Here is a 20,117-nt window from a genome sequence, read left to right as displayed (position 1 = left end):
GAATTGCGCGTTTACTTTAGGTACTTGGCGACGTTGGTCTTGTCGATCTTCGTGACGCCGACCTGCTTCTTGTCGACCTTCTTGCCTTCGGCCGCCTGCAGCAGCATGGTCGACATCGCGCTGCCAAGGGTGTCAGGGGTGAAGCAGTAGGCCTCGCGTATCATCGTGTTGCCCTTTTGAATCAGCTGGAAGCCTTCTTTCGTGGCGTCGGTGGCGATGTTGGAGAAGTCCTGCTCATTGAGCCTGGCATCGATGGTGGCCTGGCGTGATCCCAGCGCCATATCGCCCGAAATGCTCGCCCACGCCTTGATGTCCGGGTGCGCGATGAGCGCGCTCTGGGCCACGTTGTATGCGTCCTGACGACTTTGCGCCTCGAGTTTGTACACGGTGACATCAGCGCCCGAGGCGTTGAGCGCATCGATGATGCCCTGCTGCTGGAGCTTGCCCAAGTCCTCGGTGGTATCGGCTATGACGCCGACGCCGACCTTCTTGCCCGGATAGGTCTTCTTGACCCAGTCGGCCGTGGCCTTGCCTGCCTGCTCTCCAGCGCCCTTGAGATCAAGCGCCAGATACGAGGCGGTTCCCTGCCACGGCACCGAATAGCCGAGCACAGGAATGTTCGCCGCCTTCGCCTGGGCAGTCACCGCAGCGAAAGAATCCACCTGGGCCGGGAAGCCGAAAATGGCCTTGACATCGCCGCGCGAAATCCACGACTGCCAGTCGGAGACCTGGGTCTGAATATCCCAGTTGGGATTGTCGGAGAGGAATTCGTAGCCCTGGGCGGTCACTTTCTGCTTGACGACATCCATCGTGTCGTTCCAGATGGTGACCTCGCGGCTTGGGAAGCTCACCGCCACCGCCCCTTTCGAGGCAGCCGAGGACGATGAGCCCGAGCCTGAGCCGGAGCATGCCGCCAGCGACAGGGCTGCGACTACGGCCGTTGCTGCGGCGATGATTGTCTTGAATCCATGGTTTCTCATGATTGCTTCTCCTTGTATCTGATTGATTCTTGAATATTGAGGGGTGCCGCCGCCAGATATCTCACCGGTAGCCAAGAGCGCCGACGTCGACCGCGCTCGCCCCGCCGTCGACAGGAATCAGCGCCGCATTGATGAACGACGCCTCCTTCGACAGCAGGAAGGCCACGACCGACGAGACTTCCTCGGGCGCGGCTGCCCGCCCGAGAGGCACGACATCGGTGGCGAGCGCATAGGCTTCGTCGAGGGTGCAGTGATTGCGCTCCATCAGCACCCCCATCGAGCGGTCGGCCATGGCGGTACGCACCCAGCAGGGGCAGACCGCATTGGCTCTGACGCCCTGCGGGCCGAATTCCACGGCAAGCGACTTGATGAGCATGCCCAGGCCGGCCTTCGAAGCCGCATAGGCGCTCATGAATGAGGACGCGCGCATCGACGCGATGGAGGACACGGCCACAATCGAGCCACGCGTGCGCATAAGAAGAGGAAGCGCGGCCCGGCACAAATCCGCGTTGCCCACGATGTTGGTCATGACGGTCGTGGCCCACAGCTCGTGGCCGAGGCTGGCGAACGGGCCGGAACCCGAGGAGCTGCCGCTGAGCACGAGCCCGTCGAGACGCCCGAACAGCGCCTGCGTGCGTTCGATCAGGGCCGCGCATTGGTCCGGATCGGAAACGTCGGCGCTGATGTCCACAGCGCCCAGTTCTCCGGCCGCCTTGTGCAGCAGCTCCTTGCGCCGCCCGGAGATGATGACGCGCCATCCGCGCGATACCAAGTCGCCGGCGCAGGCGTACCCGATTCCAGTGGCCCCGCCTGTCACCAACGCTACGGGCTGCTGCGATTCGGAGGCATGCTCGCCGCTGGTGCCGCCGATGCCGCTGTCTGTTGCTGCTGTTTCGCTCATCGTATGCCTCCGTTCCTCAGTCAATCGGCGTGATTCCAGGAGTCACGGACGCCAGCCGCCCCTTGGCTCCGAAGGTGAAGTGGATGAAGCCGGTGCCGTCATCGTTCGGGCCGAACAGCACGCCCCATGAACGGATTGCACTGGCATCGCGGTGGTCGGCGATGGTCACGCTGGCGCAGGAAATGACCTTCTCGCGCCATGCAAAGACGTAGATTCCCTTGCGCAGCTCGAAGTAGGAGCACAGATCCGTGTCGGCCTGGCCGACTTCCGGGCCTGCAAGGCAATGCCATGTGTACCAGTCCTCGTTCAGGTAGATGTGCTCGTAGGAGTGCGTATCGCTGTACTGCCAGTGGATGCGCCGGCCGATAAGGGTGTCGGTCCGGTGGGGCAGCGCGCCGCGCTCGCCGGTGTGCTCGAGGATGATGGACGGCACGAACTTCTGCTTGACGGCGGTAGGCCCCGGCTCCACGCCCTCGGGCGCATCGCCTGCGAAGCTGAGCACGGACAGGCAGGTTCCCGCCCGCAGATCGAAGACGATGGAAACCGCCTCGTCCGGGATGCTCTCATGATGGACCTGGATATAGAACAGCTCGTCGTCAACCGCGTAGGCCTCGAACTCGTCGGTGCCCGTCTGCCCGCTGTTGGTGATGGTCCAGTGCAGACGTCCATCCGCGAATTCGTGGCGAATCTCGGTGCCCGAATCGTCCAAGGTGGTCAAGGTGGTGCCGTCGAACGACTCCGGGGCCAGGGCGACTGCGCGGTTCCCAGCGAATCCCGGCTGCAGGCCGCTGAGCGGAAGCCATGTCGAACTGTCTTGCGTGTTGGTTGCCATAGGGCCTCCCTGATTGTTGTCGTAAAGCCGCTGCAGAGCCAAGCAGAGCGGCTTCACAATATGGCCGAATCTGTCTTGGATGAGCAGTTGCTCGATACCACACACGATAGGGTGGGAGGCTTGTTCGCAGGCCCGGAATGCACGCGCAGAAGGACGACATTACAGAGAAGTAACTGACCATTCACATTGCTGACATGAAAGAACCGTTCCTCGGCAATGGTTCAGTGGCATGCGTATCAGGGCATGAAAGGGCATCAAGCCGCTTCGGCCTGCCGTTTTGGCTCGGCCCGGTCCAACTCGGCCCGGTTCAACTCGGCCAGTGCAACGATGCACCGGCGCTCAACGATTGGCAACCGACGATTGGTAACCGGCGATTGGCGGAATTTCAGTAGTTGCCGACGCTCGAATGCTTCACATAGCCCGCATTGCCCAAGCGGAAGCGTACTCGCTCGGGCCGGTACGTCTCCTGCCCGATTTCGAACACTCGGCTTTCCTCGTCGATGGAAAGCCTGGAAACGCGAATGACCAAATCGCCGGGCGCAAGATCCAGCAGCTCAGCGGTACGCTGATTCGCCTGATCGGCCTGAATGGATTCCTGTGCAGAATGGGGTTTCACGCCGAACTGCTCGGTGAACAGATATGCGACCGACTCGAGATTCATCGTGATGAAATTAGGGAATCGTTCGACGGGGACCACCGACGTTTCCACGCAGATCGGCTTGCCTGCAATCGTTCTGCGCCGCACGACGCAATACACGCGGCTGTCCTGATTGGAGTCGAAGGCGAACTGCCGACGCTCGTAGGGGTCGGGCGCTCGCATGGTCTTGTGCACGGTCGAAGTGGCGAGGTCGAAGGCCTGCGTACGGGCAATCATGCGCATGGATTCCACGGAATTGAGGCTGCGTTCGAGCCGCTGGTCGCTGACGACGATGCCGCCGAAGCGACCGATGATGCGTTTGATCCGATGCACCGCCTCAAGCTCCCCCAGCGCGGTGCGCAGCTCGCCTCTGGAGACGCCGAGCTGCTTGGCCAGCGCCCGCTCCGTCCCCAAGCGCTCGCCAGGACGCAGCTGCATGTCGTCAATCATCGAGACGAGGCGTGTTGTGATCGGATTGTCTGCAGCCGAATCATCGGCCATCGAACTCGTCGTGTCCATATTCTTCTCGCTTCTTCCTCTCGCCGCATATCCTGTACCGCCATGCCTACCAGAAGATGATTACGTGTGGCCCGACACGGCCTACTACAGGAAATATTAAACATAGCAAGCGCTCATATATAACGGTAGTTCAGCATTATTTCATCTGCTCGATTCCTTATATATACACTCTCCCAATACAGTTCCTTCAAAATGCTATGACGCAATATTCCCATAATACATGGGAAATCTTTTGTATTCAACTGCTCATTAATATTTCAGCCAACAGCCAGCAACTGTAGGGCTCGTCGTTCAGCTCCTCATCAAGTCGTCTCGACGTCTCGACGCAAATCCCATGCTGTTTCGTCAGATTCCTGTCCTCGCAATCAGCATTCCCGGAATGCACCAAACCCCATTCCCCCAGCATCCGACTCAAGGAGCACTCGTGAACCGACACATCAGGCGCATCTTCATCACGGCGATCGCCGCCGCCGCATCAATCAGCCTCGCCGCCTGCGGAGGATCGTCCTCAAGCAGCGCAAGCTCTTCAGGCACCAAAACAGTGACCATCCGCGTGCAAAGCGAGAGCTCCATCGCCGCCGAGCCGCTGTATCTGGGCGTGGAGCACGGGTTCTTCAAGGCCGAGGGGCTGGACGTCAAAATCGTGGACCTTCCCGACGTATCCTCCGCCATCGCGGCCACGCAGTCCGGGAACCTCGAACTTGCCTTCGACACCACAATCGGGGTGCTGCAGTCCGCGCGCCAGGGCGTCAAGCTCACGATGGTCGCGCCTTCCGACGGCATCAATCCGAAGGCCGCCGACGCCCCCTTGGACCAGCAGCGAAACTACACCTCGGTCGGCGTATACACGAGCAAGGGCAGCGGCATCACCGACATGAAGGGTTTGAAGAACGCGACCATCGCGGTCCCCCAGCTCAAGGCCCAGCCGGACGCCACCATCACGTCCGTGCTGCATGAGGCCGGAGTCGATACCAAGGGCATCAAATGGCTCAGCTTGGGCTTCGTGCCGGCCCTCACTGCGCTGAAAAGCAATCAGGTCGATGCGGCGTTCCTCGCCAGCCCCTTCACGCTGCAGGCCGATCAGGCCGGCCTCAAACGCGTCATGAATCCCAGCGCCGTCTTCTTCCCGAAGGGTTCGGCCACGAGCGCCTGGGTTGCCTCCCAGTCCTGGGCCAAGAAGAACCCCGACACGGTCAAGCGCTTCCAGCGAGCGATAGCCAAGTCCGCCCAATACGCCAACGACCACATCGACGAAGCCAAGGCTCACGTCATCAAGCGCACCGGATCGAAGGTCGACCCCAAGGACATGCCGCATTCGTACTGGCCGTCGACGATCGACAAGGGACAGCTCACCCAGGTCGATCAGAAGCTGGTCGACATCGGATTCTTCCCCAAGCCCATCAACACCTCCACGCTCATCACCCCTCCCGCCGCCGGCATACAGTAATTCCGCCTTTCACAAAGGACATATGCCATGAAGTCACATCTGACGACTCCGTCACGAACCGCCACGCTCGCATACGGCGCGATCGGCATCATCCTGCTGCTGATCGCATGGCAGTGGGGCTCGACCAAGGTGGTCTCGAAATCGGCGCTCCCCTCGATACCTGACGTGGTGAGCGCTCTAAGGGAGCTGGTGGTGCAGGGTTCGTTCTGGATTGGCGTGGCCCTGACCCTCGTCATCGCGCTGGCCGGCTGGGCGATTGCGGCCGTGGCAGGCGTGGCGCTCGGCATCGCCATCGGCATATTCGCGCCGGTGCAGGCGGCCACACGCATTCTGCTGGAATTCCTGCGCCCCATCCCCGCAATCGTCATTCTTCCGCTGGCGATGATGGTCTTCGGCCCCACGACGAAAATGGGCATCTTCCTTGTCATCTTCGGCGTCATGCTGCCCATCACCGCCCAAACCGCCGCCGGCGTCGAATCGGTCGATCCGGTCATGCGCAACACCGCGCGATCGTTCGGCATGTCGTCGCGCGAGATACTGTGGCGCGTCATCCTCCCCGGAGCCTCGCCCTATATCGGCACCGCGATGAGAGTGGCCGCGCCAGTCACGCTCATCATGGCAGTCGTGGCCGGCATGCTGGGAGGCGCGCCAGGCATCGGCAACGCCCTGTCCGTTGCACAGACCGTCGGCCGCAGCGACACGCTTTTCGCCTATGTGCTGGTGCTGGGATGTATGGGGATGGCCACGCAGGCCGCATCCGTATCCATCGAACGTCGTCTTCTACATTGGCACAGCTCGTACCGAGGGGAGCAGTCATGAACGAGGCAGCAGTGAACACAACCATGAACGCAAACGATGAGCTTGCGCTCAGCCGCAAACGCCGGGTCCGCGCTCGACGCATCGCTCTTCGAGTCTTGGAGATAGGCACGCCGATTGCGGCTCTGGCCGCATGGTGGTTCGGCTCGCAGAACTCGCAGAACCCATTCTTCCCGTCGTTGCGCGAGATTCTCATAGAGTTTCGCAAGCTGTGGCTGTTCGACAAGTTCGGCAGCGATGTCATCCCGAGCATCGTGAACTTCTCCATAGCCTATATCATCGCCTGCGTCGTAGGGATCGCGCTCGGTATACTGCTTGCCTTGGTATGGCCGCCGCATGCGATGCTCGACCCGGTGCTGCAGTTCATTCGCTCGATTCCTGCGGTGGCGCTGCTGCCCATCTTCGTCGCCCTCTTCGGTTTCGGCAATGGCGTCCGGGTCTTCGCCATTGCGCTCTCGGCCCTCTTCCCGGTGCTCATCTCCACGGTCGACGGCGCGCGGGGCACAGAGCCGCTGCTGCTCGAAACGGCGCGGGTCTACCGACTGACCCCTTGGGAGCGCCTGCGCTGGGTGTATCTGCCCGCCGCTTCCCCGCAGATCTTCTCGGGCGCGGTCGTCAGTTTGCAGGTCGCCTTCATCGTTATGATCACCAGCGAGATGCTGGGATCGGCCCATGGCATCGGCGCGCTGACGATGCTCGCGCAGAAGAGCTTCGACGCGAAGGGCATGTGGGCGGGCATTCTGCTGCTCGGCATCCTGGGGTACCTCGTGAATCTGCTGTTCACGCTGGTTCAGAACCGAGTGCTGTCCTGGTATCGGGGCGCCCAGCAAAGCGAGTCCGCCGAATAGCGCTTGGAATTCGCACCGTCATCATTCGCTTCATTGCATATCCGCAGTTAAGGAGACCCGCATGGCAGACAGCCAGCTCATCATCGATCATCTTTCGAAATCCTACGCCACGCGCACCGGCAGCGTGCAAGTCATCGCCGATCTGACCTTCGATGTCAAGGCCGGCGAAGTGGTGTCCATCGTTGGGCCGTCGGGCATCGGCAAGACCACCCTGCTCAAATGCCCGACCGGTCTGCAGCCCATGACCTCGGGCAGCGCGAAGATCAACGGTCGGGAGATCGAAGGCCCGCCGCCTGAAATGGCTTTGGTGTTCCAGGAGTACACAAGGTCTCTGATGCCCTGGCTGAATGTGGAGAAGAACGTGCGCCTGCCGCTGCGCCATATGCACCTGCCGAAGGACGAGGCGGAGCAGCGCATTCATTCGGCGCTGGATTCGGTGGGCATGCACAATGCCTCCGAGAAATACCCGTGGCAGCTCTCCGGCGGCATGCAGCAGCGCGTGGCCATCGCCCGCGCTCTTGCGTTCCGGCCGGATGTCCTCATCATGGATGAGCCCTTCGCCTCCGTGGATGCGCAGACCAGATTCGAATTGGAAGATCTCTGCCTGCAGATTCGCGACAGCCTGGGCATGACGATCGTCATCGTCACCCATGACATCGACGAGGCGGTCTACCTGAGCAATCGCGTCGTCGTGCTTGGGCAGAAGCCAGCCATCGTCACCAGCATCCTCGACATCGACCTGCCCGTCCCGCGCGACCAGATCACGACCCGCTCCCGAGCCGACTTCGCGCAGACGAGGACCTCGATCTTGGAGCTGATCAAAAACGGAAAACAGTGAACGACGGCGCAGGCAGAAACAGCACGGTATGGCCAGCCTCAAGCCGTCCTATCTCAGCCACGCAGAACATGCAGGAGCAGACATGACTAGCATTATGAAGGACACTGACACCGTGAGTGGCGACGTGGATGACGATTTGCGCTGGATGTCGGCCCGGCAGCTTGCGTCGCTGATTCGCAGCGGCGAACTGTTGGCACGCGAGGCTCTGCGCGCCCATTGGGCTCACATCGACGCCGTGAATCCCCAGCTCAATGCGATTATCTACGAGGACCGCGAGTCTGCGTGGAGGCAGGCCGAACTCGCCGACGCGCGCCAGGCCGCCGGCGAACCGCTCGGGGCGCTGCACGGAGTGCCCATGACCAACAAGGACTGCAACGACACCGCAGGCATGCCCAGCACCTGGGGATCCCCGCTGCTGCAGGGCAACATCGCCAAGCAGGACAGCGTCATCGTGGCCAGGCTCAGGGCCGCAGGCGCAGTCCTGACCGGGAAAAGCAATGTGCCCGAATTCGCGGCCGGTGCCCATACTTTTAACGAGGTGAACGGCATCACGCGCAACCCCTATGACCTGACGCGCAGCCCAGGCGGATCGAGCGGCGGCGTCGCCGCTTCGCTTGCGGCAGGCATCCAGCCCATAGGCGACGGCTCCGATATGGCAGGATCGCTGCGAGTCCCGGCCGCGTTCTGCAATGTGCTGGGCCTGCGGCCATCGCGCGGCCAAATTCCCAACCCATCCCCCGATTCGTGGGCGTGGCTGGGATGCACCGGACCCATGGCCCGTGAAACGGCCGATATAGCGCTGATGATGAGCCTGCTGTCCGGCCCCGATCCGCGAGTGCCGTATTCCATGAATGCGCAGTGGACGGACACCGAGCGCACGCTGCACCAAGGGGTGAAAGGACTGCGCATCGGATACTCGCCAACCGTCGGATTGGATATGCCCATCGAGCCGCAGGTCGCGGCGGTCTGCAAGCAGGCCTTGGCAGCGCTCGCGCAGGAAGGCGCTCATATCGAGGAAGCGGCACCGAACATCTCCTGCGCGGACTATGTCTTCCGCCAGACCCGCGCAAATGATTTCGAATTCGCATGGGGCGAGCTGGTTCGTGCCAACCCCGAACAGGTCAAGCCGGAAATGCGCGAGAACGTCGCAGCCGGCACGCGGCAGACGGCCGGCGACCTGCGTGAGCTGGCCCGTACCAGAACTCGGCTGGAGGGTTGCGTGCGCGATTATTTCAATCGCTACGACCTCTGGATCACCCCAACCACACAGGTGCTCCCCTTCCCCGCTGAATGGCGCTATCCTACGCAGATCAACGACCAGCCGATGTCGGATTATCTGGATTGGATGCGCTCGGTATGCGTGGTCTCCGCGATGGACGTTCCCGCGCTCAGCGTGCCTGCAGGATTCTCCCCCGAGGGACTGCCCGTTGGCCTCCAGGTCGTCGGGCCAATCGGTTCCGAGAACCTGCTGCTGCGCGTGGCACAAACACTCGAAGACATCACAGGATTCTCGTCGATTCATCCCGCGCTGTGAATGCTGCGCTGTAGGTGCCGTAAGACATTATGGCGTGAAACAGGCCGGTCTTCGATTGCTCGAAGACCGGCCTGTTAGGTTCTGGGACGAATGCGCTAGGCGGGGAAGCTTGAGCGCCGGGCGTATCCGAAATCGCTGAGCAGGGACACCCCATTGACGGTTCTCGCCTTGTCCGAAAGCAGATAGCAGATGACATTCGCCACGTCGTGGGCGGATTGGACCGGGAACTCGGCATCGCTGAACGACTCCTGCTGCAGGTCGCGGCGCGACATGGGAGTATCGACGACCGAGGGGCACACCGCATTGACGCGGATGCCATCCTCGTACAGCTCGTAGCTCAGGGCGGCGGTCAGCTGCCTGATTGCGCCCTTCGAGGCCACATAGGGCAGCATCCCCGGCGCGACCACGAAGCCGGAGTCAGAACCCACGATAACTGCCGAAGCGGATGGGCTTTGGCGCAGGAATGGCAGCGCGGCCTTGACCGCCAGGAAGCTGCCGACCACGTTTACGTTGAGCACTTCGGCGAAGGATACGGCGCTTATCTCACCGACCGATGCGCCGAATGGGCCACTGATGCCGGCGCTGGCCACCACGGCGTCGATGCCGCCAAGCGCGGCGGCAAGGCGCTCCACCGCCGCCGAGAAACCAGCCTCGTCCTGCACATCTGCCAACGCCGTCGCAACATTGGGACTCATCACGCAGGCCTGCCGCACCGCCTCTTCGGATTTCGCGCTGCGCACGACAGCTCCAATCGATGCGCCGGCACGCGCCAGAGCGTGCGCGGTTGCAAGGCCTATGCCCGACCCGGCTCCGGTGATGAGAACACGTTTCCCGGCGAAATCGCGGCTGGCTGCCGGCTCGGCCGTCGACTCCCATTCGTCAGCGACTGAGGCATGTCCCCGATGCCCTGCGCTCTGCTGCTCGCCGCGCATGAGAGCAGTCGCGTTCTTCTGAGCCATATCATCTCTTTCAGCCATCGCCGCGCTCCTTCGCTGTTGTTGTCGCCCCTGTTGCCGTCTCTGAGGCCGTTGCAATCGCCGTCACTGACCGCCGTCACTGATTGGCGGTCATCGATACAACATACTTCCTCGTCATTTCCAGAGCGCACGGCATGTATGTGTCATGCAGAAACTCCGCGGTCTCCTCGCCGCGCCGCCCGGCGGCCCAGCTCAGGTATGTCAGCACCCTTGCTAGCAGTATCGACGGCCATGCCGCCCGCTCCTGCGCGCTGATGGCCCTGACGCTTTCGTAGCCGTCGAGCACGGCCGCTTCGTAGCGCGGGAATTGAGCCGACGATATCATGAAGGCCAACGGCGTCGCTAGGTCGAACAGATACCAGCCGCTGCCTGCGTCATCGAAGTCGATGATCATGAATTCGCCATTGAGCAGCAGCACGTTTTCCATGGTCAGGTCCCCATGGATCAGGCCGTAGCCTTGCCCGCCGTAGCCAAGCTGACGAAGCCGGGAACGTATCCCACTGAGTGCCGTTTCGATGAGCGAAGCATCCGCCACGTCGTCGACCAGCCCGCGTGGGTCTCCCCACAGAAAATCTGGCCCGGCGAGGCCTTCCACATCCCATTTTCCGCGCGAGGACGCATCGATGCCGCCGTGCTCCACATCACGGGCGAGCACGCCGTGCATCGTCGCGGTCAGCGCGCCCAATCGCTCGAAACTCGCCAAATCCGGGACGTCTGTCCCCAGGAACATCGCTTCGGTGGTACCGAGCTGAGCGGCCTCATACAGCCACTCCTGCACGTCGACGATATACGATTGCCCACCTACGAGAATGGTCTCCACGAGCCTTCCTGAACGGCCCGAGCTGCTTGAATCGCCTGTATCGCCCGAGCCGACCGGGTTCGAGCCGCCCGAATCGTCACCGGCAGACGCACATGGCACAACCGAGGGGAACCCGCTTTCGGCGAGCGCCCGCAGAATGTCCATCTCGCATTGGACGCCTGCAAGCGACTGGTACCCCGGGCGATGAATGCGCAGGGCGTAGTCGCGGCCCTGAAACGAAACGCGGAAAATCCAATTCTCCCGGTGCTTGATCAGCCGCGCATCCGCGTTCTCGAATCCCCACCGGTGGCATGCGGCGTGCACTGCATGCCAGATATCCGAAGGGACTTCCTCCTCGGCGTCGACATCCACGCCAGCGCCGATGCCAGTCCCGGCACCGGTATTCGCCGTACCAGGACTAGCGGCATACTCTGGCCGCATCACAGCTCCTCCGGCTCTAGGCTGATGGCGGCGTACACGGCTGGCTTCTTACGCTGCAGCCACGCGGCGTAGGCGTAGCCTGCGACCGCACCGATGGGGAGCAGCCATGGCAGCAGCGCGATGACTTTGGAATCCGAGCCGGCCATGGTGCTGAAATTCGTGATTGCCAGCGCGCTGATGGCGCCGAGGCCTATGGTGCCGATGACCGGGAAGGCGAGCATCCTGAGATAGTCTCGGTCCTTCACCTTGCGGAAGTACACGATGATCGCGATTGAGGCGATGAACTGCAGCACGATGATGCATAGCGTGCCGAAGCCGGTCATCGCAGGAACGATGAAGAGCATGGGCGGCAGCCCCGAAAGGAAGAACGCGAACACGAAGATCATCGAGACGATGACCTGGAACAGTGAAGCGTTCGCCGGGGCGCCGTTGCTATCGCGCGTATTGCCGAGCACACGGGGCAGCACGCCGCTGCGCCCCATCGCATAGATATAGCGCGTGGCGGAGTTGTGCAGAGCGAGCTGGGCTGCGAACAAGCTGAGCAGCAGCAGAACCTCCATCAGTGCCGTGTAGGGCTTGCCCAGGTATTCATTGGCAATCGAGAAGATGAGGTCGCCCGCGTCCAGGTGAGCCAGGCCCTTGCTCTGGGCCTGGTCAACGCCTAGAGCGCTGACGAACGCCCATGTGGTGAATGCGGCGAAGACGCCGATGATTGAAATCGCCCAATACGTCGCACGCGGCACAGTGCGGCGTGGGTCCTTCGCCTCCTCGGAATACAGGCTTGTCGCCTCGAAGCCGATGTAGCCATTGCCCGCGAACAGCAGCCCAAGCCCAAGCGAGCCTTTGGTGAAGACATGGGGATCGAATGCCCGCCAGGAGAACCCGTGCTTGAACAGTATCGTGAAGTCCAGGACGAGCAGCACGAGCATCTCGAGCGCCAAGGACACGCCAAGCACCTTCGAGCTGATGGCGGCGCCCTCTCTGGTGATGATGAAAACAGCCAGCGCCGCGATCACCGACCAGACCATCCAAGACATCTTGAAGCCCGTCAAGTCACCAATGATGTTCTGGAAGTAGAACCCCACCGTGCCGAAGCCGCCGATATCGAAGCCGTTGTAGCCCAGCAGCGCGATGATGCCAGCGGCAAGGCCCACCTTGTTGCCTAGCGAGCGAACCGTGTAGCTGTAGAAGCCGCCGGCATTGACGAACCGCTTCGCCATCTGGGCGTACCCGCAGGCGAAGAACAGCATAATCGCGGCGACGGCTATGAACGATACCGGCATGCCGCCGCCGTTGCCGAGCGCGATGCCGAGCGCCGTGACCACCACCATGCCCGTCAGCGGCGCGACCGCTGCAAGCACGAAGAACACGACATGCGGTGTATCCAATTGGTCGGCAGCAAGCTTCCGCTGCCCATGCTGAGATTGCTTGTTATTCATAAGACCAGCCATAACCGAGCCTTTCCCTTTCGTGCTTTCATGGTTTTTCCGACCCTGCCGGAAGTCAGCTGCCGCGCTTATGCCGGGTAGGTCACGCGCAGCGGGTCACGCCGCCTGAACCTCGCTGATCGACTTCTCCAGCGCGTCCAGGAACCAGTCGAAGTCCTCGCGCGTCGTCGCGATGTTCGGGTAGACGCGCAGAATCGTGTCGTTGTTCGTGGAGGTCATCGTCTGCACATAATGCTTCTGCGCAAGAATCGCGCCGACTCGATTCGCATAGCCTTCGCCGTTGGCGTCGACGCCGAATTTCAGGCCGATCATGAAGCCGCGGCCCCTGACCTCCGAGAGAATGTCGCTATGCTCGCGCTGGATATTCCTCAGCCCGTCGAAGATGTACGTGCTGCGCTCGCGGATCTTGCCTGCCACGTCGTTCTCGATCATGTACTGCAGGGACAGCAGCGCCACAGCGGCGGAGATGTTGTTGTCCTGATACGTCGCCGTGTGCATCATGGCGCTGTCGTTCGAACCGTAGGCGGCCATGTAGAGACTTTCCTTCGCCTGCACGCCCGAGACAGGGAGCAGGCCATCCGAGATGCCCTTGGCGAAGGTGAACGCGTCGGGAACGAGGCCGTCGTAGTACTTATGCGCCCAGATGTAGCCGGTGCGGCAGGAGCCAGCCTGCACCTCGTCGAGTATCATATACACGCCATACTCGTCGCACAGCTTGCGGATGGTGTAGAAGTAGTCGTCGGGCGGCACGACGATGCCGCCTTCGCCCTGGATGGGCTCGGCAATGAACGCCGCGACATCGCCCTTCTTGAACTCGGCCTCAACGGCCTCGGCATCGCCATACGGCACATAGACATGGCCGGGAACCTGCGGCTGCCAGCGGCGCCAGGTCTCCTTGCCGCCGGCGCTCACCGCGCCCAGCGTCTTGCCGTGGAAGCTGTTGAGCGTCGAGACGACCCTCGTCTTGCCCGGGCGCGTTCTGCCTGCCGCGATCCTGCACATCTTCAGCGCCGCCTCGACGGCCTCCGCGCCGCCGCCGCCATTGACGATGGTGCGCGTAAGTTCGGGCGTGACCAAGGCCATGTTGTTGGCGAACGACGCGGTGACGGGCTTGAGCGCCATCGGGTCCATGGACAGCGGATGCGTACTCAGGTACTTGAGCACGCCATCGACGATGAACGGATTGTTGTGACCCAGCACATACACGCCCACGCATCCGATGAAGTCAAGCCGCTCATGGCCTTCGGCATCCCAGATGTGGCAGCCTTCGGCCTTGACGATGTCAAAGCTCAGGCCGCCTTCAAGACCCATCTGGATGCGATACTGGTTCATATGCTGCAGCTGCAGCTTCTTCACGGTCTCGCCGTCGAGATGCAGCGCATCGTCAAGCGTGAGGAAGCCGGGATACAGATCCTTTGCGTTTGTCATGTCATATCCTTTGTATGTTTGTATGTTGGTTGGTTACTGAACGGGCGTTCCTGTGCATGTGCTCTTGGGCACCTGCTCTGCAAAAGCCGCCCGAAGGCGAATCCGTCACAACGTAGGAATCTCATGGACTCCCAAGGCGCACACCCTGTTCAGCGAACCGGAACTTCGCTGAGGTTCGCGCCTGTTATGAAAAATATAAAAGAGCAATTGCTCACTAATGTTTCATAGAAACGGCAAAAGTCCGTAAAACGCCTTGCGAAAACAAAGAATTAACACTATCCGAATATTACGGTAACCATCTCGAAAATAAATGAGCAATTGCTAATTAATATACCCTGGAGCGGTGCCACATACGGTAAGGCCCCGAACTGTAATAGTTCGGGGCCTTACCACCATTCACAAAAGATGGAAGACGGCTAGGCCACTTCCGGCAGGAAGAAAGATGTCATAAGCTCTCTTCTTCGCTTCACAATTTTCGCGTCACGGCGTATCGCATATTCGATCTGCACCGACGTGGCCGAAGACACCAGCAGCTCGGCGAGATCGGACATGCTGACATTCTCGCTGACACGAATCTGCCCCAAGTTCACAGCATCCTCCACCAGCCGCGCCATCAGCGTCGTCCACACGTTCATTTCGGTCAAGCCGACCGACGCCGTATTCGTCGGGCTCGTCGCGGATCTGCCCCAGAACGCGACGACCACTTGGGATTCGACGCGGGATTCGTCGGTCAGCGGCAACAGCTCGTCGAGCATGGCTTTGACGGCATCCATGCCATGCCGCAGAGAAATCGATTCCGATATTCTTCGGTTGGTCCGTTCCACCACCGTCAGATACACCTGCGCGAGCAGGTCATCCATACCGTCGAAGTACCGCCACAGCAGGCTGTTCGAAATACCGAGATGCTTGGCGAGGTTGCGCGAAGTGGCGGGGCCGGGGAAATTGCTTTGTACCAACCCCAGATATCCGTCAATAATCCATTCACGACGTTTGTCGTAATCAACAATCTTCGGCAAAGATCTCTACCTGCTTTCTCTACCTGCTCCGACTGCGCCTAATCTGGTCTGTCTCGCCTGTATTTTCGCCGATTTCAGCAAATCATCGGCCAATAATCACAGGATATGACCATGTCTGCCCCGACATGCCGAGGCCGCTCTGTTCTCAATAGTGCGGCCAGATTGGTGTGTGCACGCGAATTCATGAATTATTTGGACACAGCGCTTCGGCGGATTTAACCGCTGGCGGATTCATCAAGCGATTCCAAACGGCTCCGCCCCTCCCTATGCATCATTTATGCCGATTACCTTGCGTACGAGGCACTACTGACGTGCTGCCCACGAGGACGCAACGGAGCGCACTGCCCTTTTTGTGTCTTTTGCAGCTCAGCGCCACGAAAGGAGCAGTGACGAGCATCCGATGCCTCTTTCGTGACTCTTACCGTGCAGGAGCGCCATAAAAGAGGCATGGAACATGCACGCGACGCCCTTCACCAATGCGACACACCTTCCGCTCCTCGTCGCACACCGCCCGACTCACCCGCGCGGCGACTCGAATGCCAGTGCGACCGCGCTGACATCATCGTGGCCGTGGCCCTGCTCGCGCACCTGATCGTAAAGCGCCTGCTGGCGTTCGAGCAGATCGGTGCGGAAGCCGCTGCCGGCCATGACCTCGCCGACGAGGCCCAGATCCTTGAGCAGCGCGTTGACTTCGAATTGCGCAGAGAAATCGCCCGCGATGGCCTTGCCGCCCTTGAGGTGCGCGTATGGCGAGTCGGTCGTCATGCCACTGATGACATCAAGGAACAGCTGCGGGTCGACGCCTTCGCCCTTGAGCAGCTCAACGGACTGGCAGGCGGCGGAGGTGATGCACGCCAGCCAGAGGTTGCAGGCGAGCTTCACCACGCTGCCCGACCCGACGGATTCGCCACAGTACACGAGTTTGGTGGAGATCGCGTCCATCACCGGGCCGGCCTGGCCGAACAGCGCCTGGCTTCCGCCTGCAATCAGCGTCAGCGCGCCACTTTCAGCCTGATCCTTGCTGCCCATCATCATCGTTTCGACCAGATGCGCGCCCTGCTGCTCGGCAAGCTGCGCGACATGATGCGCCCCTTCGACGCCGATCGTCGCCATCTGCACCCAGACCGCATCGGCGGGAGCCGCCCCGATGCCGCGCCCGAGCACATCCAGCACGCTGGCAGCGTCATATACGACCACCAGAATCACATCGGCCTCGGCGAGCGCATCGGCAAGCTCGGGCTCGACTTTCACGCCATACTCGCGCAACGGCTCGGCGTGCGCCGGAGTGCGGTTCCACGCCGTGACGGCGAATCCCGCTGCCGCAAGCGTCTTCGCGATGCCCCCGCCCATGATGCCCGTGCCCAGCACCGTGACTTTCGTGGCCTCCGTAGCCTCCGAGACTTCTGTAGTCGCCGCAGCCTTATCAACTTTTGCATCACCCATATATTCATTCCTCCGATTATTGTGGTCGAACGCCTTATGCACCATGGTGCATCATGCTACGGCCGTTATCGCAAAACATTCGTAAAACAACACCCCAAAATGCCAAAAACAAGCGCGACCCCCAGAAATCATCCATACTGATTTCCGGAAGCCGCGCAGACTAGCAGTCACGAATGCAATCAGGCGATTACGCCTATTGCGCGCTGCACTCGGCGATGGCGGCTTCGAGCACATCGAGCGCCTCATCCAGCTCGTCGTCGCCGATCACCAGTGGCGGCAACAGGCGAATCACGTTGCCGTTGATGCCGCAAGTGAGAATGATGAGCCCCGCCTCGCGCACCGCGTCGACGATGCGCCCGACGATCTCAGCGTCCGGCTCCATCGTGCCGGGCTTGACGAATTCGATGGCCTGCATCGCGCCCAGTCCGCGCACAGCAGCCACGCAGCCGAAGCGCTCCGGCAGGGAGCCGAACCGGCTGAGGAACACGTCGCCGATATGCGCGGCGCATGCGGGCAGATCTTCGCTTTCCATGATGCCGATGGCGGCCAAAGCAGCCGCACAGGAGACCGGATTGCCGCCGTAGGTACCGCCGATGCCGCCGGGCTGCACCGCGTCCATAATCTCCGCGCGGCCGGTCACCGCCGAAATCGGCAGGCCACCGCCCAGCGCCTTGGCCGTGGTGATGAGATCAGGTTCCACGCCGAAATACTCGGAGGCAAACCACTTGCCAGTGCGGCAGAAGCCGGACTGAATCTCGTCGCTGATGAACACAACGCCATGCGCATGCGCCCAGTCGCACAGCGTTTTGAGGAACTCGTCCGCCGGCACGATGAAGCCGCCCTCGCCCTGCACCGGTTCGGCGATGATCGCCGCGATATCCTCGTGACCCACTAGCAGCTCCATGCGCCTGATGCTCGCCTTCGCAGCGGCGACGCCATCCTGCCCGAAACTATCGCGCAGCGGGTAGGAATACGGCACGCTGACCACATCCGGCGCGAACGGCCCGAAGCCGCGCTTGTACGGGGAGGCCTTCGTGGTCATCGACATCGTCAGATTCGTGCGGCCGTGGAAGGCATTGTCCATCACGATGACGGTCGGGCGGCCCGTGTAGCGCCGCGCGATCTTAACCGCGTTCTCCACCGCTTCAGCGCCGGAATTGAGCAGCACGCTTTTCTTGGCGAAGTCGCCCGGCGTATGCTCCGCCAGCTTCTTGCACACCTCGACATACCCGGCGTACGGCGTCGTGGCGAAGTTCGTATGCGTCAGCTTGGCGACCTCGCTCTGCACCGCATCAACGACTTCAGGCGCCGCATTGCCCACGCCCGTCACCGCGATGCCCGCCGCCAGATCAAGGAAGCGGTTACCGTCCACATCGGTGATCACCGACCCCGACGCGCTTTCGGCAAATATCGGCATCGCTGCGCCCACGCCAGCGCTCACGTACTGCTTGTGCTCCTCCATGAGCGCACGCGAGCGCGGCCCGGGGATTTCAGTCACCAGCTTGCGCGCGATCTGGGGAACGTCCTTAAGTGCCGTCACGCTTGGCCGAGCAAGCGTTGCCGTATCTTGTGCCATCGTTATCATTCTGCCTTTCCGTAGCATCGCTACGCTGTTTGAATTATGTTGGAAATTGAGCTTTTGCCACACTGTCCGAGCGTCTGGAATCCGCCCAGGTCCCGGCTCTCAGATCTCCTTGAGCAGGGCCTTCATCTTGTCGCTTTGCGGGTTGTCGAACACGGATCGCGCCGGGCCCTGCTCCACGATCCGGCCATCGTCCATGACGATGATCTGGTCGGCGATGCCGCGCGCGAACGCCATCTCATGGGTCACGATCATCATCGTGGTGCCCTCGTCGGCGATCCTGCGAATCACCTGCAGCACCTCGCCCACCAGCTCGGGGTCCAACGCGCTGGTCGGCTCGTCGAACAGGATCGCATGCGGCTTCATGGCCAGCGCCCTGGCGATGGCCACGCGCTGCTGCTGGCCGCCCGAGAGCCGGTCGGGGTACATATTGAACAGCTCCTCGGCAATCCCGACCCTGCCCAGGCTGGCCACCGCCGCCTCGCGGGCCTCGTCGCGGCCCAGCCCGCGGATGTCGCGCAGCGGCATCATGACATTGCCGATCACGTTCTTGTTGGCGAAGAGATTGAAATGCTGGAACACCATCGCGATCTCCGAGCGCTGCGAGGCCAGCTCGCTCGTCCTGGCCGGCATGTTCACGCCGTTGATCGACTGCATGCCCATCTCACGGCCATTGACCACGATCTCCCCGGAATCAGGTATCTCCAAGTGGTTGATGCAGCGCAGCAGCGTGCTCTTGCCCGAGCCGCTCGAGCCCAGCAGCACGAACACCTCGCCCTCGCGCACCGCCACGTCGATGCCCTTGAGCACCTCCTTGGCCCGCCGCTCGCGATGAAGCCGCTGCCCGAACGTGGGATGCTCGAGCCGGATCATGAAGCTCTTATGCACGTCCCTGCATTCGATGATGAACGGCCTGCCGGCCTTATCGGCCTTATCAGGCGTATCGGCCATATCGGTCCTGTCATTTGGCGACATTGCGGTTCACCCTCCATTCGGCGACCTTCACCAGCCCCGACAACGGCAGGCTGATGACGAGATAGAGAATCGCAGCCGCCGTGTAGGCCTCGGTGACCTGGAACGTGGTCGAGGCAAGCACATTGGCCTGCTTGAGGATCTCGGTCACGGCTATCACCGAAGTCAGCGCCGTGTCCTTGACCATCGAAATGGCATAATTGCCCAGCGGCGGCACCGAAACGCGCAGCGACTGCGGAATAATGATCTTCGCCATCGCACGCGGCGGCGTATACCCCAAGGACAACGCCGCCTCCATCTGCCCCCGATCAATCGAATTAATCGACGAACGAAAGACTTCGGAAACATACGCCGCATAGTTCAGGCCCAAACCAAGGATGCCCGAGACAACCGGATCTATATGAATACCTATCACTGGGAACACGTAATAGATATAGACGAGCTGCACCAGCAGCGGCGTGCCGCGCAGGAACTCGACAATCACCACGACCACTTGGTTAAGGAACGGGACATGCGCGATCCTAACCAAGGAGAGGATCAACCCGACCACAACCGCCAGAATAAGAGAGTACACAGTCAGATTGAGCACCATCGGAATACCCGAGGCCAGAAGCGGAATCATCGACAGCGTATTGCGTAAGAAATCCACCGTATCTACC

The 20,117-nt window shown here is 61.4% G+C and carries 19 protein-coding genes; 6 read left to right on the top strand and 13 right to left on the bottom strand.

Going from position 1 to position 20,117, the window contains the following annotated elements; translation table 11 throughout:
• Positions 1 to 11: 11 nt before the first annotated feature.
• From DDF78_RS09085 to DDF78_RS09075, 3 genes are all read right to left on the bottom strand, one after another.
• Complete coding sequence (locus tag DDF78_RS09085; RefSeq protein ID WP_152580240.1) at positions 12 to 980, bottom strand: substrate-binding domain-containing protein; 969 nt, start codon at positions 978 to 980, stop codon at positions 12 to 14.
• A gap of 61 nt (positions 981 to 1,041) precedes the next feature.
• A complete protein-coding gene (locus DDF78_RS09080) occupies positions 1,042 to 1,881 on the bottom strand; it encodes an SDR family NAD(P)-dependent oxidoreductase (protein WP_152580239.1) in 840 nt (279 codons plus the stop codon).
• A gap of 16 nt (positions 1,882 to 1,897) precedes the next feature.
• A complete protein-coding gene (locus DDF78_RS09075) occupies positions 1,898 to 2,713 on the bottom strand; it encodes a MoaF C-terminal domain-containing protein (RefSeq protein WP_152580238.1) in 816 nt (271 codons plus the stop codon).
• Between the two features lie 194 nt (positions 2,714 to 2,907).
• Between DDF78_RS09075 and DDF78_RS09070 the strand changes: the two genes are divergently transcribed.
• Positions 2,908 to 3,105 carry a hypothetical protein gene (locus tag DDF78_RS09070; RefSeq protein ID WP_152580237.1) on the top strand — a complete coding sequence of 66 codons (198 nt, stop codon included), beginning with the start codon at positions 2,908 to 2,910 and terminating at the stop codon, positions 3,103 to 3,105.
• Here DDF78_RS09070 and DDF78_RS09065 read toward each other — a convergent pair.
• Positions 3,099 to 3,869: a GntR family transcriptional regulator gene (locus tag DDF78_RS09065; protein ID WP_152580236.1), complete on the bottom strand. Its 771-nt coding sequence runs from the start codon at positions 3,867 to 3,869 to the stop codon at positions 3,099 to 3,101. The two genes, DDF78_RS09070 and DDF78_RS09065, sit on opposite strands and share 7 nt — an antisense overlap.
• A gap of 424 nt (positions 3,870 to 4,293) precedes the next feature.
• Here DDF78_RS09065 and DDF78_RS09060 point away from each other — a divergent pair, with 424 nt between their 5' ends.
• The 5 genes from DDF78_RS09060 (at position 4,294) to DDF78_RS09040 (ending at position 9,352) form a co-directional block, all read left to right on the top strand.
• A complete protein-coding gene (locus tag DDF78_RS09060) occupies positions 4,294 to 5,316 on the top strand; it encodes an ABC transporter substrate-binding protein (RefSeq protein WP_162000669.1) in 1,023 nt (340 codons plus the stop codon).
• 27 nt (positions 5,317 to 5,343) lie between these two features.
• The gene (locus tag DDF78_RS09055; RefSeq protein WP_152580234.1) at positions 5,344 to 6,135 is read left to right on the top strand and encodes an ABC transporter permease; all 792 of its coding nucleotides are present in this window, start codon (positions 5,344 to 5,346) and stop codon (positions 6,133 to 6,135) included.
• Positions 6,132 to 6,980: an ABC transporter permease gene (locus DDF78_RS09050; RefSeq protein WP_202613255.1), complete on the top strand. Its 849-nt coding sequence runs from the start codon at positions 6,132 to 6,134 to the stop codon at positions 6,978 to 6,980. Before DDF78_RS09055 ends, DDF78_RS09050 begins: the two co-directional genes overlap by 4 nt.
• A gap of 61 nt (positions 6,981 to 7,041) precedes the next feature.
• Positions 7,042 to 7,818 carry an ABC transporter ATP-binding protein gene (locus DDF78_RS09045; RefSeq protein WP_152580233.1) on the top strand — a complete coding sequence of 259 codons (777 nt, stop codon included), beginning with the start codon at positions 7,042 to 7,044 and terminating at the stop codon, positions 7,816 to 7,818.
• 82 nt (positions 7,819 to 7,900) lie between these two features.
• Positions 7,901 to 9,352: an amidase gene (locus DDF78_RS09040; RefSeq protein ID WP_162000668.1), complete on the top strand. Its 1,452-nt coding sequence runs from the start codon at positions 7,901 to 7,903 to the stop codon at positions 9,350 to 9,352.
• Positions 9,353 to 9,447: 95 nt separating this feature from the next.
• Here DDF78_RS09040 and DDF78_RS09035 read toward each other — a convergent pair whose 3' ends face one another.
• From DDF78_RS09035 to DDF78_RS08995, 9 genes are all read right to left on the bottom strand, one after another.
• On the bottom strand, positions 9,448 to 10,329 hold the full coding sequence (locus DDF78_RS09035; protein ID WP_202613254.1) for an SDR family NAD(P)-dependent oxidoreductase: 882 nt from the start codon (positions 10,327 to 10,329) through the stop codon (positions 9,448 to 9,450).
• Positions 10,330 to 10,405: 76 nt separating this feature from the next.
• The gene (locus tag DDF78_RS09030; protein WP_152580231.1) at positions 10,406 to 11,569 is read right to left on the bottom strand and encodes a phosphotransferase enzyme family protein; all 1,164 of its coding nucleotides are present in this window, start codon (positions 11,567 to 11,569) and stop codon (positions 10,406 to 10,408) included.
• Positions 11,569 to 13,020, bottom strand: coding sequence for an APC family permease (locus DDF78_RS09025; RefSeq protein WP_237564623.1), 1,452 nt, complete (start codon positions 13,018 to 13,020; stop codon positions 11,569 to 11,571). The genes DDF78_RS09030 and DDF78_RS09025 overlap by 1 nt, the downstream gene beginning before the upstream one ends.
• A 93-nt stretch (positions 13,021 to 13,113) precedes the next feature.
• Positions 13,114 to 14,445 (bottom strand): aspartate aminotransferase family protein, encoded by a 1,332-nt coding sequence (locus tag DDF78_RS09020; protein ID WP_152580230.1) that lies wholly within the window; start codon positions 14,443 to 14,445, stop codon positions 13,114 to 13,116.
• A 416-nt stretch (positions 14,446 to 14,861) separates the two neighbouring features.
• Positions 14,862 to 15,461 carry a TetR/AcrR family transcriptional regulator gene (locus DDF78_RS09015; protein ID WP_152580229.1) on the bottom strand — a complete coding sequence of 200 codons (600 nt, stop codon included), beginning with the start codon at positions 15,459 to 15,461 and terminating at the stop codon, positions 14,862 to 14,864.
• A gap of 516 nt (positions 15,462 to 15,977) precedes the next feature.
• Positions 15,978 to 16,904 carry an NAD(P)-dependent oxidoreductase gene (locus tag DDF78_RS09010; RefSeq protein WP_162000667.1) on the bottom strand — a complete coding sequence of 309 codons (927 nt, stop codon included), beginning with the start codon at positions 16,902 to 16,904 and terminating at the stop codon, positions 15,978 to 15,980.
• Between the two features lie 193 nt (positions 16,905 to 17,097).
• Positions 17,098 to 18,480 carry a 4-aminobutyrate--2-oxoglutarate transaminase gene (gene gabT / locus DDF78_RS09005; RefSeq protein WP_152580227.1) on the bottom strand — a complete coding sequence of 461 codons (1,383 nt, stop codon included), beginning with the start codon at positions 18,478 to 18,480 and terminating at the stop codon, positions 17,098 to 17,100.
• Between the two features lie 108 nt (positions 18,481 to 18,588).
• The gene (locus DDF78_RS09000; protein WP_272869812.1) at positions 18,589 to 19,461 is read right to left on the bottom strand and encodes an amino acid ABC transporter ATP-binding protein; all 873 of its coding nucleotides are present in this window, start codon (positions 19,459 to 19,461) and stop codon (positions 18,589 to 18,591) included.
• Positions 19,448 to 20,107 carry an amino acid ABC transporter permease gene (locus DDF78_RS08995; protein WP_152580226.1) on the bottom strand — a complete coding sequence of 220 codons (660 nt, stop codon included), beginning with the start codon at positions 20,105 to 20,107 and terminating at the stop codon, positions 19,448 to 19,450. The genes DDF78_RS09000 and DDF78_RS08995 overlap by 14 nt, the downstream gene beginning before the upstream one ends.
• Positions 20,108 to 20,117: the final 10 nt, after the last annotated feature.

It is taken from the genome of Bifidobacterium tibiigranuli (assembly GCF_009371885.1).
GTDB classification, from domain to species: Bacteria; Actinomycetota; Actinomycetes; order Actinomycetales; family Bifidobacteriaceae; genus Bifidobacterium; species Bifidobacterium tibiigranuli.
Note: the sequence above shows the minus strand (reverse complement) of the source record. Positions and strands in the feature narration are given on the sequence as shown.